The following is a 15591-nucleotide window of genomic DNA, read 5'->3' as shown; positions in this document are numbered from 1 at the left end:
CATGACAAAGCTCTTCATCGCCGTAGTTGCCCTGCTTGGCGTGATAACGCCCGTTCAGGCGCACCAGATCTGGATTGAACAGCCCGAAGGGCAGAATGCCGTCGTTCGCTTTGGCGAGTTCGGCGAGAACCTTCGTGAAGTATCACCGGGGTTGCTCGACAAGTTCGCCAAGGTGACCGGTACGCTCATCTCCACCAAGGGCGAGCAGAAGTCCGACGCCACAAAGACCGCAAACGGCTTCACGCTGCCATTTTCCGCGGCTTCCGGCGACGGCATTGTCGCGGAAGATGCGAGCTACCCGCTCTATATTTGGAAGCAACAAGACAAAGAGGTCACGAACTGGTTCTATCCTGCCGCACGCTTCATCACCAGCTTTGCCGCGCAGCAGCCCAAGCTCGTACTGGACCTCGTGCCTACCGGTCAGGAAGGCCAATTCAAGCTCTTCTTCAAAAATCAGCCTAAGGCCAAGACCAAGGTAACGCTGGTAACGGAATCTGGCTGGTCCAAGGAAGGTCACACCGACGAGCAGGGCCACGTGAAGTTCGATATGCCTTGGAAAGGCACTTACGTCGCTGAAGTCAGCTTCAACGACCGCAGCGCAGGCGAGCGCACGGGGACGAAGGGCGCTGAGAAGTATGATGCCGTGAGCTATGCCACCACCGTGACCTATGTGAATGCCAACGGCTTGACACCAATTCCTGCGGGCCCGCCGGCTACTCCGGGCAAATGAACGCCCTGATACATCGGGCTCGCTCCACGGGCCCGCTCATCTCGCGCATCGTCGCCGCTCTGTTCGGCGGCTATGCACTGGCCGCGCTCAGCAGCGTCGCCGTGCTCGCTTTGCCCATGAGCAAGCCGCAGGCCGTGCTCACCGGCATGCTGGCGAGCTTTGCCATCTACGCTGGTGCCGTGATCTGGGTTTTTGCCGTGCGAAGCGCGCTGAAGGCCTGGGCCGGCCTGATCGTCGTGGCCGTGCCGCTGTCGCTGGCGGCATGGTCTGCTTCCTGACGAAGGGCCGACGCGTGAAGACGGACAACGATGTGCGAGTTGCTGGCCGCGGCATCCGGCAAAGCATGTCCAGCCTGCATACGTGGGCTGGCCTTCTCCTCGGCTGGATTCTCTATGCCATGTTCCTCACTGGGACGGTGTCCTATTTCAAGGACGAGTTGTCGCAATGGATGCGACCGGAGCTGCCGCGTCTGGTCCAAGTACCCGATCAAGCCGTGGTGGCGCAGCGAATCGCAGACGAACTCGGCAACATCGCGGCCGGGACCTCGCAGTGGAGCATGCGCCTGCCCGACGCGCGTAATAACAGTGTCTATGCCTTCTGGCGCACATCCACACGCAATCCGGGCGAGCGCGGCTTCGGCGAGGCCAACTTCGATCCCGCGACCGGCCAAAGAGTCACCTCACGCGGCACGCTGGGCGGTGAGTTCTTCTACCGTTTCCACTTCCAATTCCACTACATGCCTGTGGTGTGGGGCAGGTGGCTTGCGGGCGCGGCCGCAATGTTCATGCTCGTGGCCATTGTGAGTGGCGTCATCACCCATAAGAAGATTTTCGTCGATTTCTTCACCTTCCGCTGGGGCAAAAGACAGCGCTCCTGGCTGGACGCTCACAACGCCTTTTCGGTGTTCGGGCTGCCGTTCCATTTCATGATCACTTACACTGGATTGGTGACCTTGATGGCGCTGTACATGCCCTGGGGCGAGCGCGTGGCGTTCAAGAGCCCGGCGGAGCAGCAGCAACTTAACGCCGAACTCAGTGCCTTCATCCAGCCGGGCAAACCCAGCGGGCAGACAGTGCCACTGGCATCGGTCGAGGACATGGTGCGGCAGGCACAAGAACGCTGGGGTCGAGATAATGTGGGGCGCGTCAATGCGGTTCATCCCGGAGATGCGGCGGCACGTGTGGCTGTGACGCGAGGCGAAGCGGGCCGCGTTTCCATGGGTCCGCAATATATGGAGTTCGAAGGCACCACCGGCAAACTGCTGGCGGTCCGCGAGCATGTGGGGGCTGCGGCCGAAACCCGAGGCGTCCTTTATGCGCTCCACTTGGGACGCTTCAGCGACACCGTCACGCGATGGCTGTATTTTCTTGTGAGCTTCATGGGCACGGCCATGGTCGGTACTGGCCTCCTGATGTGGACCGTGAAGCGGCGAGAGAAGCTGCCAGATCCGAGTCGCCCCCATTTTGGCTTCCGCCTTGTGGAGCGGCTGAACATCGCGAGCATCGCCGGCTTGTCGATGGCAATGACTGCATTCTTGTGGGCCAATCGCCTGCTGCCACACCCGTTGGAAGGCCGCGCCAACTGGGAGATTGACCTGTTCTTCATCGTCTGGGCCCTGACACTGCTGCATGCCTTGGTGCGTCCCGCCAAGTCAGCCTGGGTCGAGCAATTATGGGCGGCATCGACACTGCTGTTTCTCTTGCCGGTCCTCAACGCCGTGACGACGCAGCGTCCGCTGTGGCACAGCCTGGCCGAAGGCGACTGGGTCTTCGCCGGTGTGGATATCATGTGCTGGGCGCTCGCTGCGCTCCATGCCGTCCTGGCGATACGCACGGCTCGGCAGCAGACCAGATCTCAGTTCAGGCGCAAGACAAGTCGTGAGGCTCCGACCGCCGTTGCGTCCGGCGAGGCGGCAGGATGAGCCATCTCCTTTCCTTTGCGCTGTGCCTCACAGGGTTCACCGCGCTGGCGTTCGCCACGAATCGCCAGCAGCGCGATATCTTCGGCAGGCGCCTGCGGCCAAGCACGACATATGTCCATCGCATTGCCGGCGCATGCGCCCTGGTTTTTGCGCTCGGCATTCTCGTCACTCGGCAGGGCTGGAGCCTCGGCCTCGTGATGTTCAGCGGTCACACCAGTCTGGCTGCCGGTATCGTGTTTTGTGCGCTGATCGGACGTGCGAGGACGTTTGGCCGCAAATTGCTCTAGTTGCTCGCCCGAGAAGGCGTATCGCCAAGCCACTGCACGAACTCGGCGACATGCTGGGCCCAAAGGTCGGGCCGCGTCATGGTGAAATGGCCGGGTGATAAGGGGGTTCCTGCTTGAACTGCGTAACGGCCTCGTTCGAGCTTCGGGACCAATTTTTCGAGAACTCGCAGTTCGTCAGGATTGAACTCGTCGTCGGAAAAATTGAGTGCGAAGAGCTTCGTCTTGATTTTGGAAAGCTCAGGCTCCGGATCGTAGCTGAATGATGATTTGAGCGAGTAAAGAATATCGTTTGCGTCGACATGCTCCGCTGTGAGACGGTTGGTGCTCAGGAGTTTATCGACCGCGGGGCCGTCAGGCGCTTCGTGCTGAAGCGCGGAAGCGCTGTCGATCATCAGTCGCAGAATGTTGTACCCCACGATCCAACTGCGCGGTGTCTCGGTATAGTCCCCGTTCCTCCATTCTGGATCGGCACGGATCGCGTCGATCACCATGCGCCTCCAGAGGAGGTTGCGGCCCGAAACTGAGATCGGCAGCGAGACCACCGGCATCACGCCGTCCATCATGTCGGGATAGGCCTCGGCCCATTGCCAAGCATTCATTCCGCCCATGGACATGCCGAGAATGGCGTGAAGATGTTTGATGCCCAGTGTTTCCGTCACCACCTTATGCTGGAAGTCGACAATGTCGCTATAATCGTAGTTCGGGAATTTCGTTTTCAAGCCGTCGCTCGGCTTGCTGGACTGGCCGTGACCGACACTGTCCGGAAAGATCAGATAGTAACGTTGCGCGTCGAGCGGGCGACCAGGATCGAAGAGTGCCTTCGTGTAGGTCGGACTCAGCAGCGCGCGGCTGTCCGCCCCGGTCCAATGCAGGACAAGGACCGCATTGTCGATCTCGCCCTTGGCGTTGCGGTGCGGTGTGCCCAGAGTCGAATAATGGATTTTGAGCCGCGCCAGCGTCTCGCCGTCACGGAACCGATAGTTATCAAACCAGGCGTCAGCTTGCACGGCGGCGGGATTCACACGCTGGTCCCAAGGTGAAGCCGGCTCGCTGGCGGCCGCGGCAGATCGCGAACTCGATTGAGCAAATCCCACACCTGCAAATCCCAAACCTGAAAGCATCGTTCCAGAAAGCAGGAAACCGAGCAGCAGGCTGGCTGCTGAGCGAGCACGTTGAGACTTCATGATGAATTCCCTGTTGTTGGCGATGCTTGGACTGCCTTGTGTAGTATCGTGTGAACCGCGCGCGCTATTGCGATGGCGAAGATGTTCTGTTCGGGATCTTCGAAGCTTCGATTTGCCTTTCCATGTCCGTTACCCGACGCGCAACGTCGCTGCATGGGTCAAAGTTCAGTGCTTCATCAAACCGCAGAATGCCTTGCCATAGCCGTCTAAAGAGGCTCGTCTTAGCAGTCGGATCCTGCGTTGCTCGAACCTTCACATTTGAGTTGCTCATCTCTTTTCCTTTCACGACTTCGTGGATTGTTTGCCCGCGGTATTTTCGCGCGGTCAATGTGTTGTCTCTGTCATGTCTGGATAGCGGCGCGCTTCACTTCGCTCCCTGAGCCACGACGCAGCAGGTCAAATGCCATGATGTGGCTCGCACCCGAAATGCCGACGCCGTAGAGCGGGATCAGCGCCATCGGCAGCGTCTGGATGCCGGAAATGCGGGGGTCGTTGAGGAGGAAGAAGATCAGCCCCGTACCGACCGCCACGACAAAATCAGCGAAGCCAAAGATGTGGAAGGCCAAGTACCGGTTGCGACTCTCGGGCAGCAGTAAAACACCGAGGGCCAAGAACCCCGTGACGAGGTCGCCCCACCCCGCGTTTCGAACAAAGGTTTCCGGGAGAAGGTTGTGCGCCCCATACGAGAAAAAAACCAGCGCGGCGGCGATGCGCCAGATATGAAATGCCGTTATCGACCGTAGACCGATGGCTTCGATGTATGCACGGAAGCCATCGGACATTGCGTAGATGATAACAGGCACCACAATCCCCAAGGCGATGATGGCGCCCAGAAACAGCGTGGGAATGGCACGATAGAAGCCTGCCTCGGAGGCAAAGGCAACCGCCAATCCCCAGATGGCCAGCACCACCAGCAAGACGCGCGTCCCGCGGCGTTTGCGGAGCTCAAGTTCTCGATCCATGACCTATCTCCATTTAGGTGTAGTTACACGTATTTAACTACAAGAACGCGTGACGCTTTTTCCCGCTCCTCAGGCCGACAAGACATCCAGAGCCGGCCTGAGCTCGTCCCAACGATTGGGGCCTATGCGGCGGTTGCTTTCTTTCTGGGCCTTTCGCCAAAGAGGCACCGCTTGTTTCAGGAGTACCCGGCCTTTGGCCGTCAGCGTCAGACTACGGATACGACGATCTCGCGCGTCTGGCTGGATCGCAACGAGCTTCAGGGTTTCGATCGGCTTCAAGTTGCGAGTGAGCGTCGTGCGATCCATGCCGAGCAGATCGGCCATGTCGCTGATCGGCACCGGCTCGTTGCGCCTTAACGCGGACAGGATTGTGAACTGTCCGGACGTGATGCCGATGGGCTTGAACATCGCGTCGTATCTTCGCGATGTGGCGCGAGCGGCCCGGTTCAGGCCGAGGCACACGCAAGCCCCGTAGAAATCCGTCGCTGTAAGATCGTCCTGTTTCATCTGTTCACCCTACAGCATCCCCTTCCTCTTATCCTCAGTCAGCTTCAGAAGCGGCGGTGACTTGTACAGGTTTTCCGGTTGAACTCTTTCCCAAAGGCTTCCCTTCCCAAGCTCTCGTCCCAACTGATCTTCCCGCCGAAGCCACTGTTCGACACTCCTGATTCGATTGGGGTGAATTTCATCCAACAACCCGTAGTCCCTCTGAACGACTCCGTATTTCCAGACATTCCAGAACCCGGTGAAGTTATCCCGGAAACTCATGGTGCTTTTGTCATTGGGATCTGCGTTGTATCCGGCAGGCAGGTCAGCGGCCATCTTGAGCGGACCATTCCAGTACGCGTTCAAGTCCGTGTCTATGTATTGAGCCGGATGCCCCGTCACCTTCTCGAACGCCGCAGCAAGTTTCTGATACTCAACATGCTCGATGGCGACTTCGAGATTCATGCCGTTCGCACGCTCCGGGTTGTCAAAAAGCCAGCGGGCATAATAGCCACAATCATCAAGAGCAACGTGCGGCACGGCTCCGTTGCCAAGCGGAACTCGCCACGTCACGACACCATCCTCCACAGAAGGAGTCATGGGCGTCATCGCCGAGATCGCCATCTCCATGTATGGACCAGTGGTGAACACCGCCGCGCCCATCCTGTCTTTGTTCACTTGGTTTTGAAACAAAATCCATTCGCCCATGCGGCCCTTGCCGTCATAGTGACCCGTGCGGAATTTGGAATCATAACCAGACTTCTTGAGCGCGTAGTCCAGATTTCCATAGACGAAGAACTTGATCCCTTCTTCCACGGCTATCTCGTAGCTGCGGATTGCCCAATAGGTCTCGGCCTTCTCGCCGGTGTTGAACCCATCGATATTGACGTATGCCCCGTCGCAACCGCGGAATCCTTCCCGCAGCGTGGCTTCGTCCGCGAACGTTCCCTCGAGGATGGACACGTTGCCGAGTGCGAGAACGGCATTTGCCCGTCGGGAGGCAGGGTCGCGGCTAAGGGCTCGGACGGAATATTTCTTGTCAGCGACCAGGGCGCCGATGACGGGCAAGCCCTGAGCGCCCGTGCCGCCGATGACGAAGATCTTGGAGGTGCTGTGCGTGGGCATGGTTATCTCCACAGGTTTGCATGAACGGGTCGTCCGGATGCTCGCGGATGACCCTGTCCTTTTGCGCCGATTGGCAGCGGCGTCGCGGCCGGCCAACGGGTGCCTCGCCCGGTGATCGCGCGGTTTCGCCGTCATTCGAAACGGCGGCACTCATCACTACACATTAACTCTTGTAATAAGAGTGACTGCGAAAAGCAAGAAAGTTCGGCTCGTCTCACGCTTCGTTGAATTTGTCGCGTTACCGACCTAAGTTGGCTCTTATGATGAGAGCTGCGCGACGATTATCCTCGCGCAACTCGTGGAAATGGCAAATGCGCTCGAAGGGTTTCGACGGAATGGTGTGCTCGATCGCCGGCGTGATGGCGGTGATCGGCGATCGTTGGGGTCTGCTGATCCTGCGCGACCTCGTCTTCGGTCTCAACCGATACGAGGACTTTCGCCATTCGTCTGGCGTGACCAATGCGACGCTCAGCGACCGGCTGAAACACCTGGAGGCCAATGGCCTGATCGAGCGGCGGCGCTATCAGGTAAATCCAGAACGATTTGAATACCTGTTGACCCAAAAGGGCTGGCAAATCGCTTCCGTGATGCCGGTGCTCGCGCAGATCGGGGATCGCTGCGACGTCTCCGGCGCTTCAGCGCCGCCGCTGAAGTTTGTGAATCGAAAAACCGGGGCCGACGTCGGGTGGAGTTTCATCGACAAGAACACTGGCGAGCAGCTAAGCGCCCTGGATCTCGCAATCAAAGAAGGCCCCGGTGCAGACGATTTGGTTCGCTGGCGGCTGTCCCACGCCGAGCGCGGCCGTCACAAGCATAAGGTCGACGACGGCGTCGTCTCGCCAAGCGGCACGCCGCCTCTACAAGAGGCGAAGCTCAGGGCGCGCGCGGCTCGTAAAGGTATTGAAGAAGAAAAGCTCACTCGGAGGGTGAAGAAGAAGCCCACGCAGACGAAGGCGCGACGATAGAGGGCACGCATATTGGCCCTTAACCGAAAATCTCCGCCCACGCGGGTCCCATGGACCTCACTTACTCTCCGTACCCTTAAGGCCCGTCGAGGAACCGCTCCAATGCTGCGTTGGTTTCGGCCGGCGCTTCCTGCTGCACCCAGTGGCCGATGCCTGGGAGGATGACCGATCCGCGAAAGTCGGTGCAGCCAATCCCGGGGTTCGCATAGAGATCCATGCCGGGGATGAACGCGCGAACCGCGTCGCGCTCGCCGGCCACAAAATACGATGGCTGCGTCACGGGCTTTTCGGCGAACTCCGCCAGGTCCTGAAAATCGATGCCCTGCGCGCGGTAGCGGTTGAGCGGCCCGCGCAAGCCGCCGGCGCGAAATGCGTCGACATAGACCTGCAAGTCCTTCTCGCTCATCCAATCCGGAAACTGCTGCGGATCGATCATCCCGTCGAGCAGTTTCGCATTCACCGGCTTATGGTCGAGCCACTTGTTGAGCGGGGCGTTACCTGAGATGGCGAAATAGAGTTTTCGCAGGGCGACAGGGATGTCGGCCTCGAGCTCTTTCTCAGCCACGCCTTCGTCCTGGAAATAGAGCTGATAGAAGAAGCGGTCCTTGTAGGCAGCCTTGAACATGTCGAGGAGGGCGACAGGTCGTCTTGGGATATAGGGGACGCTCAACCCGGCGACCGCCTTCACCTTGTCCGGGTAGATCAGCGCCGTATTCCAGACCATCGGCGCGCCCCAATCGTGACCGAACAGGATCGCCTTGCCGTCACCCAATTGATCGATCACGGCGGCGATATCGGACGCCAGATTGCGAATGCTGTAGGCGGCAATCTCCTGCGGCTTGGAGCTCTGCCCGTAGCCGCGCACTTCGAGCGCCGCAACCTTGTAGCCGCGCTTCGAGAAATGATCGATCTGGTGACGCCAGGAGTACCAAAGCTCGGGAAACCCATGAACGCAGACGATCAGGGGGCCGCGGCCGGCGACGGCCACATTGAGGTTGATCGATCCGTTCCGCACCGTGACGAAATCCATGACGTCCTCGCAGATTTCCGTTTTCGCTCTACTCAACTCCCGCGTGGATGCTCGGGTCAAGCCGGGCGTGGCTACATCTGTAACCGTGGAAAGACCTCATCCACACAGAAGGATCGTGCGGAGTGCGCCGTTCTTTCCACGTCATTGCGAGGAGCGAAGCGACGAAGCAATCCATTTCACCGCTTGTGGAGGCGTGGATTGCTTCGTCGCTTCGCTCCTCGCAATGACGGTGGGGATTGCACCGCCTGCGCCTATTTCCCGTGCTCTTCGCGCATCTTGGCCTGGATCTTGGCCATGCCGCCGATCCAGCGGTCGTAGTTCTCGGTCTTCTTGCGCATGTAGCCGAGCACCTGCGCGTGCGGTAGGATCAGGAAGGTTTCCTGCTCGATGCCACGCAATGCGTCCTGCGCAACCTGTTCTGCCGTGAGGTCGCCGTCGCCGGATTGCGGGCCCTTCGGGATCGAGCGCAGCATGTTGGTGTCGACGCCCTGCGGGCAGAGAATCGAGACCTTGATGCCGTCAGCGCGATGGGAGATCGCGAGGTTTTCGGCGAAGCCGACCGCCGCATGCTTGGTGGTGGAATAAGCGGGGCTGCCGACCTGCGACAACAGACCGGCCGCGGAAATCGTGTTGAGGAAATAGCCGTCGCCGCGCGCCTTCATGCGCGGGATCAGATGCCGCGCGGCATAGACATGGGCCATCACATGGATCGCCCAGCTTCGTGCCCAGGGCTCGTCCGAGGTGCCGCCCGCATTCACGGAGAGCGGATCGAAGCCGCCGCCAATGCCGGCATTGGAGCAGAACAGCGCGATCGGGCCGAACATTCGCTCGGTCGCCTCGATCACATGCAGGACATTCTTCTCCTGCCCGACATCGCATTTGAACGCCGCGCCGCCCACTGAGGCCGCGACCTTCTCGGCCGCCGCATGGTCGAGATCGACCACCACCACCTTTGCCGCACCCGCGCGATGGAACGCCTCACACAGCGCCTTGCCGATGCCATTGCCGCCACCGGTGACGACCACGACTTTTTCTGCCACCTGCATGGCCCCCTCCCGATGTGTGTTTGTCAGCGCCTCAGCTCGCGAGCACGAGGTCGAGGATCGCCGTATAATGGCAGGCCGCGCCAAGCAAGACAAAACAGTGCCAGATCGCGTTCTGGAAGCGCAGCCGCTGCCACGCGTGGAATACCACGCCGAGACTATACAATACGCCGCCCGCGACCACGAACCACAGCGCCATCGCCGGCAGCACCTTCACCACCGCATCATAGAGCATCGCCCCGCTCCAGCCCATGGCAAGATAGAGCCCGACCGACAGGCGGTCGAAGCGGCCCGGCAGCGTCAGTTTCAGCACGATGCCGACGATCGCGACGCACCAGACGCCGATCAGGAGCGCTAGCGCAAAGTAGCTCTCCCTCAATTCCATGATGAAGGGCGTATAGGTCGCGGCGATCAGGACATAGATCGCCGAATGGTCGAAGCGGCGCAGCACCCATTTGGCGCGCGACACCGGCCAGAGATTATAGGTCGCTGACAGCACCAGCATGGCGAGCAGGCCCGCGACATAGACCGAGACCACCGCGACGTCGCCCGGCGTGGCGTAGATAGCCGTCAGCACGATCAGCACGGTGGCGGCGATCAGGCCGAAACAGATGCCGACGACATGGACGATGCCGTCGGCAATCAGTTCGGCGCGGTCGTAGTTCCAGATCACGGCACCGGCCGCATGGAACGAATTGGAGGCGAGTTGTTTCAGTCGGAATATCGTCATGACCAGTTGGCGCGCATCGGTAGAAGCGAGGGGACATCGGCGTTGGGAGGTTAGCCGATCTACTATCCCATCGTCGTGGCTGTTTTTTGAACCGGCGATGAACGGCGCCGCCCTGACCTGCCTGACGAAGTGCTTGATTTTGGCCCATCAATTGCCATTTTGCGGATAATTGTTCGCCCATTGCCCTCCTCCCGCCCGGGTTGCTCCTCGCCTGCATGGCCCTCAATCTCACCGATATCGTCGAGGAAGCGCGTCTGTCGGCGCGGGCGCTCTGGGATTATGGCGATAGCTTCTTCAACCCGACCGTTCGGCTCGGCGTCACCGGACTGTCGCGCGCCGGCAAGACGGTGTTCATCACGGCGCTGATCCATGGATTGACCCGCGGCGGCCGCTTCCCGGTGTTCGAGGCCTATGCCTCGGGACGGATCGCCCGGGCGCGTCTGGAGCCGCAGCCGGACGATGCGGTGCCGCGCTTCGACTACGAGAACCATGTCCGCACCCTCGTCGAGGAACGGCGCTGGCCGAACTCGACCACCGACATCAGCGAACTCCGCCTCGTCATTGACTACCAGCGGCAAAATGGCGCGGACCGCACGCTCACCCTCGATATCGTCGACTATCCCGGCGAGTGGCTGCTCGACCTGCCGCTGCTCAGCAAGAGTTTCGAGCAATGGTCGGCGGAGAGCCTTGCGCTTTCGCGCGAGCCGCTTCGCGCCGAACTCGCCGCGCCCTGGCATGAGCATCTGAAGACGCTCGATGGCGAAGGCCGCGAGGACGAGCAGGCGGCGCTGAAAGGAGCAAAGCTCTTCACCGACTATTTGCGCGCCTGCCGCGACGAACGCTTTGCCATGAGCCTGTTGCCGCCCGGCCGCTTCCTGATGCCGGGCGGCCTCGCCGGCTCACCGGCGCTGACCTTTGCGCCGCTGGAAGTTCCCATTGACGGCACCGCGCCCGACGGCTCGCTATGGGCGATGATGCGGCGGCGCTATGAGGCCTACAAGGACGTCGTGGTCCGCCCGTTCTTCCGCGATCATTTCGCGCGGCTCGATCGCCAGATCGTGCTGGTCGATGCGCTCGCCGCCTTCAATGCGGGGCCAGAGGCGCTGCACGATCTCGAAGCCGCGCTCGCCGGCATCCTGGATTGCTTCCGCATCGGCCGCAGCACGATCCTGAGTGCGCTGTTCCGGCCGCGGATCGACCGTATCCTGTTTGCAGCGACCAAGGCCGATCATCTGCATCACCAGAGCCATGACCGGCTGGAAGCGATCCTGCGGCGGACGGTGGCGAAGGCCGCCGCCCGCGCCGAATTTGCCGGGGCCGCGATCGACGTGGTGGCGCTCGCCGCGGTGCGCGCGACCCGCGAAGCGCAGGTGGCGCGCGGCCGGGAAAAGCTGCCGTCGATCCTCGGCACGCCGGCGCCGGGCGAAACCGCCGATGGCGAGACCTTCGACGGCGAGACTGAAGTGGCGACGTTTCCGGGCGACCTGCCGGCCGATCCCGAGGAACTGTTCAGGGGCACCTTCCGCGGCCTGTCCAGCGCGACCGCCGACAAGGCCGATTACCGCTTCCTGCGATTTCGGCCGCCGAAGCTGGTGCGGGAGGGTGACGAGGAACCCGCCCTGCCCCATATCCGTCTTGACCGCGCGCTCCAGTTCCTGATCGGAGACCGACTGCAATGAGCGAGAAAACGTCCCACCGGCGGCCGGCGACCTTCAAGCTCGACGACCCCTCCGTGATCGTGATCGACGCCGACGAGAAGGGCCGGCCCGCCCGCGGCACCATCCAGATCACGCCGGAGCCCGATCCGGCGCTGCTGCCGGTGCCGGTCGATGCGCCGCGTGTACCGGCGCGCCGCGGCTTCCGCTGGGGCACGCTGTTCTGGGCGGCGGCCGGTGGATTGATGCTGCTCGGCGCAGGCCTCGGCGTCATCAACCTGATCGAGGACCTGTTTGCGCGCAACCAAGGGCTCGGCTTCGTCGGCCTCGCATTGGCCGTGGTCGCGACGGTCGCGCTGTTCGTCGTCATCGGCCGCGAGGCCTTTGGATTGGCGCGGCTGGCGACGATCGAGAAGCTCCATTCGCGTGCCGCTGACGTGCTGCTCAGCGACGACCGCGCCGCGAGCCGCGTGATCGTGAACGACCTGCTCAAGCTCGCACACGAGAACCCGCAACTCGCCCGCGCCCGCGCCACGCTGCAGGGTCATGCCGACGACATCATCGACGGCGCCGACATGATCAAGCTCGCCGAGCGCGAATTGATGACGCCGCTCGATGAGGAGGCGCGTCGCATGGTGTCGTCAGCGGCGCAGCGGGTCTCGGTCGTCACCGCGGTGAGCCCGCGCGCGGCGATCGACGTGCTGTTCGTGTTCGTGGCGGCGCTGCGCATGATCCGGCAATTGGCCTACCTCTATGGCGGCCGGCCCGGCGCGCTCGGCATGTTCAGCCTGATGCGCCATGTCATCGCGCATCTGGCGATCACCGGCGGCATGGCCGCCAGCGACAGCCTGATCCAGCAGATGCTCGGCCACGGCATCGCCGCCAAGCTCTCGCAGCGCCTCGGCGAAGGCGTCCTCAACGGCCTCCTCACCGCCCGCCTGGGGCTGGCGGCGATCGAGGTAATCCGGCCGCTGCCGTTCACGGCACTGCCGCGTCCCGCGCTGACTGATCTTGCAAAGGACTTATTGCGCAAGCGCGACGAGGAAGAGCGAGGCGCCAGTTAATGTGCCTCGCCCCTTGTGGGAGAGGGCGACACCGGCGCCAGCAACAAACTCGCTTGGGTGAGGGGTTCGCTTCACAAGCATCATCGCCCGTGGAGAGAATCCCCTCATCCGGCGCGCATTGCATGCGCGCCACCTTCCCCCACAAGGGAAAAAGGGGGAAATGGCCGAAGGCATTGAGAAGATAGCTTCTTTCCGCTTTCGGCCTCCGGGCGATACTGTAAACCGATACTGTATTTTCCGGGACGGGCCATCCGCAAAAAGCGGCCCGATCCCTTGGTCATTGGCTTGTTGCGTTTGAGCCGGGATAGGAGCCCGACGCGCATCTCCGACATCGGCCTTGATGTCGCGTGGATCGCGAAGAAGCCCCCGAGCACGTCACCAGAAAGCCGGAGCAGGTCGCGCGGACCTGATGGACGTTCTGGCGAAAAAGCGTAGGGATGGTTGTGTCTTTAGAATGCTTTCCATGGGGACACGATAGGTGACACTCATTGTAGCAGGCGTGACCGCCGGAAAGGGGTGGATTGTATCGGACACCCTGATAACGGGCGGCACCATCCAACTGCGAGATCGAGAATATCAAATAAAGTGCCTTCCGGCGAAGGATCGGCGGTCACTTGTTGCCTTTTCAGGCGACGCGCACAATGGCGCCGAGCTGATAGAACAAGCTGCGGCCATGCCAAGCGGCCAGAGTACAATCAGCGTCTTGTGTGAGGCACAAGCCGAAAATCCGGAGATCGATTTCCTTTATATGTTCTTGGAAGAGGGCACTGCGCGGCTTTTCAAGATATCCAACGGCAGCGCTCAGGAGGCGCCCGCAACATACATAGGCGAGAAGAGCGCGTTCGAACAATTTCAACACATTCGCCACGCGACTGAAATCGACCCGGTTCCAAAGTCTTTCGAGCATTTCATGTTTGGCAGCAGAGCGCCGAGCGAGCTTCCGGACGTCATGTCCACCGCCACAGTTTCGATGCTCCGGATGTTTCTACAACGAACGGAACGTGATGTTGGAGGATGGGCAGTGCCCTACGTCCTCATTCCCGAAGGCGCCTACATGTGTGGGTACGCGCACGCAGTTTCTGATCCAATCTTGGACAAGGTTCTGCCAGGCGCAGTTGTCCCTCACGGGACTGCGGAAGCCGGGGGTTACGGCTTGTCCGTGACGGAGCTTTCAGACCTTGAGGGCATGGTCATCTACCGCCGCCAAACACCGGGCGGATTAGTTTTGGTCCGTGAAGAGCGCGGCTACAGAACAGTTCGAATTGATGGTGCGCCCAACGAATTTCGCGCCAAGGCTTCCGATTTGCTTGGGAAGCCGGTTGACATTTTCTTCGGCGAGGATGTCCCGGATGGACTACCTGAGAGCATTGCCATCCTCCGTGATGACGATGGTCAACCGGCTGCTGCGATTGCAAAACGGGGCAACAACCTGTCGTTCTCGGTCCTAAACATTGCAACAGCGTTCAGAACGAGGGCGAAGCTCGACTTGAGCGGCGAGAAAAAGGGACCAAGACCGGTGACTGTACAAAACCTAACTTTGACGCTCGCTGACGACAGAAACCACGTCAAGCTGCAATTGCTGAACGATGGCAAGGTCGTCGGGGAGTCGGCACTAAGTGCGGATGAAATGGATGCCGCAATTGCCGGGCTCGGACAATTTCGCGCTGCACTAAACCAGCAGGTTCGTCCAGAGCCTGACCAAAGCGGCGGCGCGCAGGAACTTCTGATTGTCGATCCGGCTTGGCGCACCGTGCAATCTCCACATGCAGAAGTCGATGGAGTTGTAATGCGCCTGCGACATCTCGGCCTTGGGTGGGTTTCATTTCTTTTGCCGCGCCATGAGGGCCGCGCATTAGGTAGGTGGCTTGCGGATAACTGTGCCGAGCCCGCCAAGCCAGAATAGTGTCCCGAATTAAGACGGCTCGCGCCTCTAGCCGAGCGCGGAGGCGCGCCACGGTTCAACGCCCAATCTCGAAAGCGGACATTTCCACATCTGCGGCGTTCCGACCCGCGAGGGATTGAGAATTCTCTGGACGTCGATCGCGCCCGCGATCACGCCGCGAGTAAGTCATAGCAAGCGGATGAAAGTGAATCGCGCGGTGCTCGACGGCGTCGCGGCGGAGCTACGGCGGATCATCGGCAAGCCTGCACCGAAGGCCGTCGAACCGGATCAGCTTCGGCTCGTTGCCTAATCGAGCGAAGATCGGAAAAGTTTTCCGATTTGGCAGCCCGGTCAGCGTGAAGCTGGCCGGGCTTCGTAAAAGACACCGCTGATGTTTTTGCTGGGCGCGCGGAAGGGTTTATGTGCAGATAGGTCGGCTGCGCGGTCACTGGTCGCCTAGGGTCTGTTGGGATTCATCGGGAGTTTATCACGGCAGCGGTCAGATGGATCATGGCTGCGAAGCTTTG

Annotated in this window: 15 protein-coding genes; 8 read left to right on the top strand and 7 right to left on the bottom strand. The window is 60.9% G+C overall.

All coding sequences use genetic code 11. The features are described 5' to 3' along the window. Window position 1: 1 nt before the first annotated feature. The 4 genes from OZ411_RS35515 to OZ411_RS35500 all read left to right on the top strand — a co-directional run bounded on the left by OZ411_RS35515 (window position 2) and on the right by OZ411_RS35500 (window position 2938). On the top strand, window positions 2-730 hold the full coding sequence (locus OZ411_RS35515) for a cobalt ABC transporter substrate-binding protein (RefSeq protein WP_282531660.1): 729 nt from the start codon (window positions 2-4) through the stop codon (window positions 728-730). Next, a complete protein-coding gene (locus OZ411_RS35510) occupies window positions 727-1008 on the top strand; it encodes a DUF3649 domain-containing protein (RefSeq protein WP_282531659.1) in 282 nt (93 codons plus the stop codon). The genes OZ411_RS35515 and OZ411_RS35510 overlap by 4 nt, the downstream gene beginning before the upstream one ends. Window positions 1009-1073: 65 nt before the next feature. After that, window positions 1074-2651 carry a PepSY-associated TM helix domain-containing protein gene (locus OZ411_RS35505; protein WP_282531683.1) on the top strand — a complete coding sequence of 526 codons (1578 nt, stop codon included), beginning with the start codon at window positions 1074-1076 and terminating at the stop codon, window positions 2649-2651. After that, window positions 2648-2938 carry a DUF3325 domain-containing protein gene (locus OZ411_RS35500; protein WP_282531658.1) on the top strand — a complete coding sequence of 97 codons (291 nt, stop codon included), beginning with the start codon at window positions 2648-2650 and terminating at the stop codon, window positions 2936-2938. The genes OZ411_RS35505 and OZ411_RS35500 overlap by 4 nt, the downstream gene beginning before the upstream one ends. Here the strand turns inward: OZ411_RS35500 and OZ411_RS35495 are convergent. The 4 genes from OZ411_RS35495 to OZ411_RS35480 form a co-directional block, all read right to left on the bottom strand. Next, the gene (locus OZ411_RS35495; protein ID WP_282531657.1) at window positions 2935-4122 is read right to left on the bottom strand and encodes an alpha/beta fold hydrolase; all 1188 of its coding nucleotides are present in this window, start codon (window positions 4120-4122) and stop codon (window positions 2935-2937) included. The genes OZ411_RS35500 and OZ411_RS35495 overlap by 4 nt on opposite strands. Window positions 4123-4463: 341 nt before the next feature. Continuing rightward, a complete protein-coding gene (locus OZ411_RS35490) occupies window positions 4464-5084 on the bottom strand; it encodes a permease (RefSeq protein WP_282531656.1) in 621 nt (206 codons plus the stop codon). 69 nt (window positions 5085-5153) lie between these two features. Then, complete coding sequence (locus OZ411_RS35485; protein ID WP_282531655.1) at window positions 5154-5591, bottom strand: MarR family winged helix-turn-helix transcriptional regulator; 438 nt, start codon at window positions 5589-5591, stop codon at window positions 5154-5156. Window positions 5592-5600: 9 nt separating this feature from the next. Then, entirely contained in the window at window positions 5601-6695 is a 1095-nt protein-coding gene (locus OZ411_RS35480) for an NmrA family NAD(P)-binding protein (RefSeq protein ID WP_282531654.1), read from the bottom strand. 311 nt (window positions 6696-7006) lie between these two features. Between OZ411_RS35480 and OZ411_RS35475 the strand changes: the two genes are divergently transcribed. Beyond that, window positions 7007-7660 (top strand): helix-turn-helix domain-containing protein, encoded by a 654-nt coding sequence (locus OZ411_RS35475; RefSeq protein ID WP_282531653.1) that lies wholly within the window; start codon window positions 7007-7009, stop codon window positions 7658-7660. 76 nt (window positions 7661-7736) lie between these two features. Here OZ411_RS35475 and OZ411_RS35470 read toward each other — a convergent pair whose 3' ends face one another. The 3 genes from OZ411_RS35470 to OZ411_RS35460 all read right to left on the bottom strand — a co-directional run bounded on the left by OZ411_RS35470 (window position 7737) and on the right by OZ411_RS35460 (window position 10463). Then, window positions 7737-8690: an alpha/beta hydrolase gene (locus tag OZ411_RS35470; RefSeq protein WP_282531652.1), complete on the bottom strand. Its 954-nt coding sequence runs from the start codon at window positions 8688-8690 to the stop codon at window positions 7737-7739. A gap of 251 nt (window positions 8691-8941) precedes the next feature. Further along, window positions 8942-9736, bottom strand: coding sequence for an SDR family oxidoreductase (locus OZ411_RS35465; RefSeq protein WP_282531651.1), 795 nt, complete (start codon window positions 9734-9736; stop codon window positions 8942-8944). A gap of 31 nt (window positions 9737-9767) precedes the next feature. After that, window positions 9768-10463: a hemolysin III family protein gene (locus tag OZ411_RS35460; RefSeq protein ID WP_130582441.1), complete on the bottom strand. Its 696-nt coding sequence runs from the start codon at window positions 10461-10463 to the stop codon at window positions 9768-9770. A 215-nt stretch (window positions 10464-10678) separates the two neighbouring features. Between OZ411_RS35460 and OZ411_RS35455 the strand changes: the two genes are divergently transcribed. The 3 genes from OZ411_RS35455 (at window position 10679) to OZ411_RS35445 (ending at window position 15085) form a co-directional block, all read left to right on the top strand. Further along, window positions 10679-12142: a YcjX family protein gene (locus OZ411_RS35455; RefSeq protein WP_282531650.1), complete on the top strand. Its 1464-nt coding sequence runs from the start codon at window positions 10679-10681 to the stop codon at window positions 12140-12142. Beyond that, window positions 12139-13182 carry a TIGR01620 family protein gene (locus OZ411_RS35450; protein WP_282531649.1) on the top strand — a complete coding sequence of 348 codons (1044 nt, stop codon included), beginning with the start codon at window positions 12139-12141 and terminating at the stop codon, window positions 13180-13182. The genes OZ411_RS35455 and OZ411_RS35450 overlap by 4 nt, the downstream gene beginning before the upstream one ends. 478 nt (window positions 13183-13660) lie before the next feature. Then, entirely contained in the window at window positions 13661-15085 is a 1425-nt protein-coding gene (locus OZ411_RS35445) for a hypothetical protein (protein ID WP_282531648.1), read from the top strand. Window positions 15086-15591: the final 506 nt, after the last annotated feature.

It is taken from the genome of Bradyrhizobium sp. Arg237L (assembly GCF_029990105.1).
GTDB lineage: Bacteria > Pseudomonadota > Alphaproteobacteria > Rhizobiales > Xanthobacteraceae > Bradyrhizobium.
Note: the sequence above shows the minus strand (reverse complement) of the source record. Positions and strands in the feature narration are given on the sequence as shown.

Excerpts from the sequence above, each read along its gene's own strand:
- OZ411_RS35515 (WP_282531660.1), top strand. The coding sequence starts at position 2 with ATGACAAAGCTCTTCATCGCCGTAGTTGCCCTGCTTGGCGTGATAACG.
- OZ411_RS35510 (WP_282531659.1), top strand. The coding sequence starts at position 727 with ATGAACGCCCTGATACATCGGGCTCGCTCCACGGGCCCGCTCATCTCG.
- OZ411_RS35505 (WP_282531683.1), top strand. The coding sequence starts at position 1,074 with ATGTCCAGCCTGCATACGTGGGCTGGCCTTCTCCTCGGCTGGATTCTC.
- OZ411_RS35500 (WP_282531658.1), top strand. The coding sequence starts at position 2,648 with ATGAGCCATCTCCTTTCCTTTGCGCTGTGCCTCACAGGGTTCACCGCG.
- OZ411_RS35495 (WP_282531657.1), bottom strand. The coding sequence starts at position 4,122 with ATGAAGTCTCAACGTGCTCGCTCAGCAGCCAGCCTGCTGCTCGGTTTC.
- OZ411_RS35490 (WP_282531656.1), bottom strand. The coding sequence starts at position 5,084 with ATGGATCGAGAACTTGAGCTCCGCAAACGCCGCGGGACGCGCGTCTTG.
- OZ411_RS35485 (WP_282531655.1), bottom strand. The coding sequence starts at position 5,591 with ATGAAACAGGACGATCTTACAGCGACGGATTTCTACGGGGCTTGCGTG.
- OZ411_RS35480 (WP_282531654.1), bottom strand. The coding sequence starts at position 6,695 with ATGCCCACGCACAGCACCTCCAAGATCTTCGTCATCGGCGGCACGGGC.
- OZ411_RS35475 (WP_282531653.1), top strand. The coding sequence starts at position 7,007 with ATGCGCTCGAAGGGTTTCGACGGAATGGTGTGCTCGATCGCCGGCGTG.
- OZ411_RS35470 (WP_282531652.1), bottom strand. The coding sequence starts at position 8,690 with ATGGATTTCGTCACGGTGCGGAACGGATCGATCAACCTCAATGTGGCC.
- OZ411_RS35465 (WP_282531651.1), bottom strand. The coding sequence starts at position 9,736 with ATGCAGGTGGCAGAAAAAGTCGTGGTCGTCACCGGTGGCGGCAATGGC.
- OZ411_RS35460 (WP_130582441.1), bottom strand. The coding sequence starts at position 10,463 with ATGACGATATTCCGACTGAAACAACTCGCCTCCAATTCGTTCCATGCG.
- OZ411_RS35455 (WP_282531650.1), top strand. The coding sequence starts at position 10,679 with ATGGCCCTCAATCTCACCGATATCGTCGAGGAAGCGCGTCTGTCGGCG.
- OZ411_RS35450 (WP_282531649.1), top strand. The coding sequence starts at position 12,139 with ATGAGCGAGAAAACGTCCCACCGGCGGCCGGCGACCTTCAAGCTCGAC.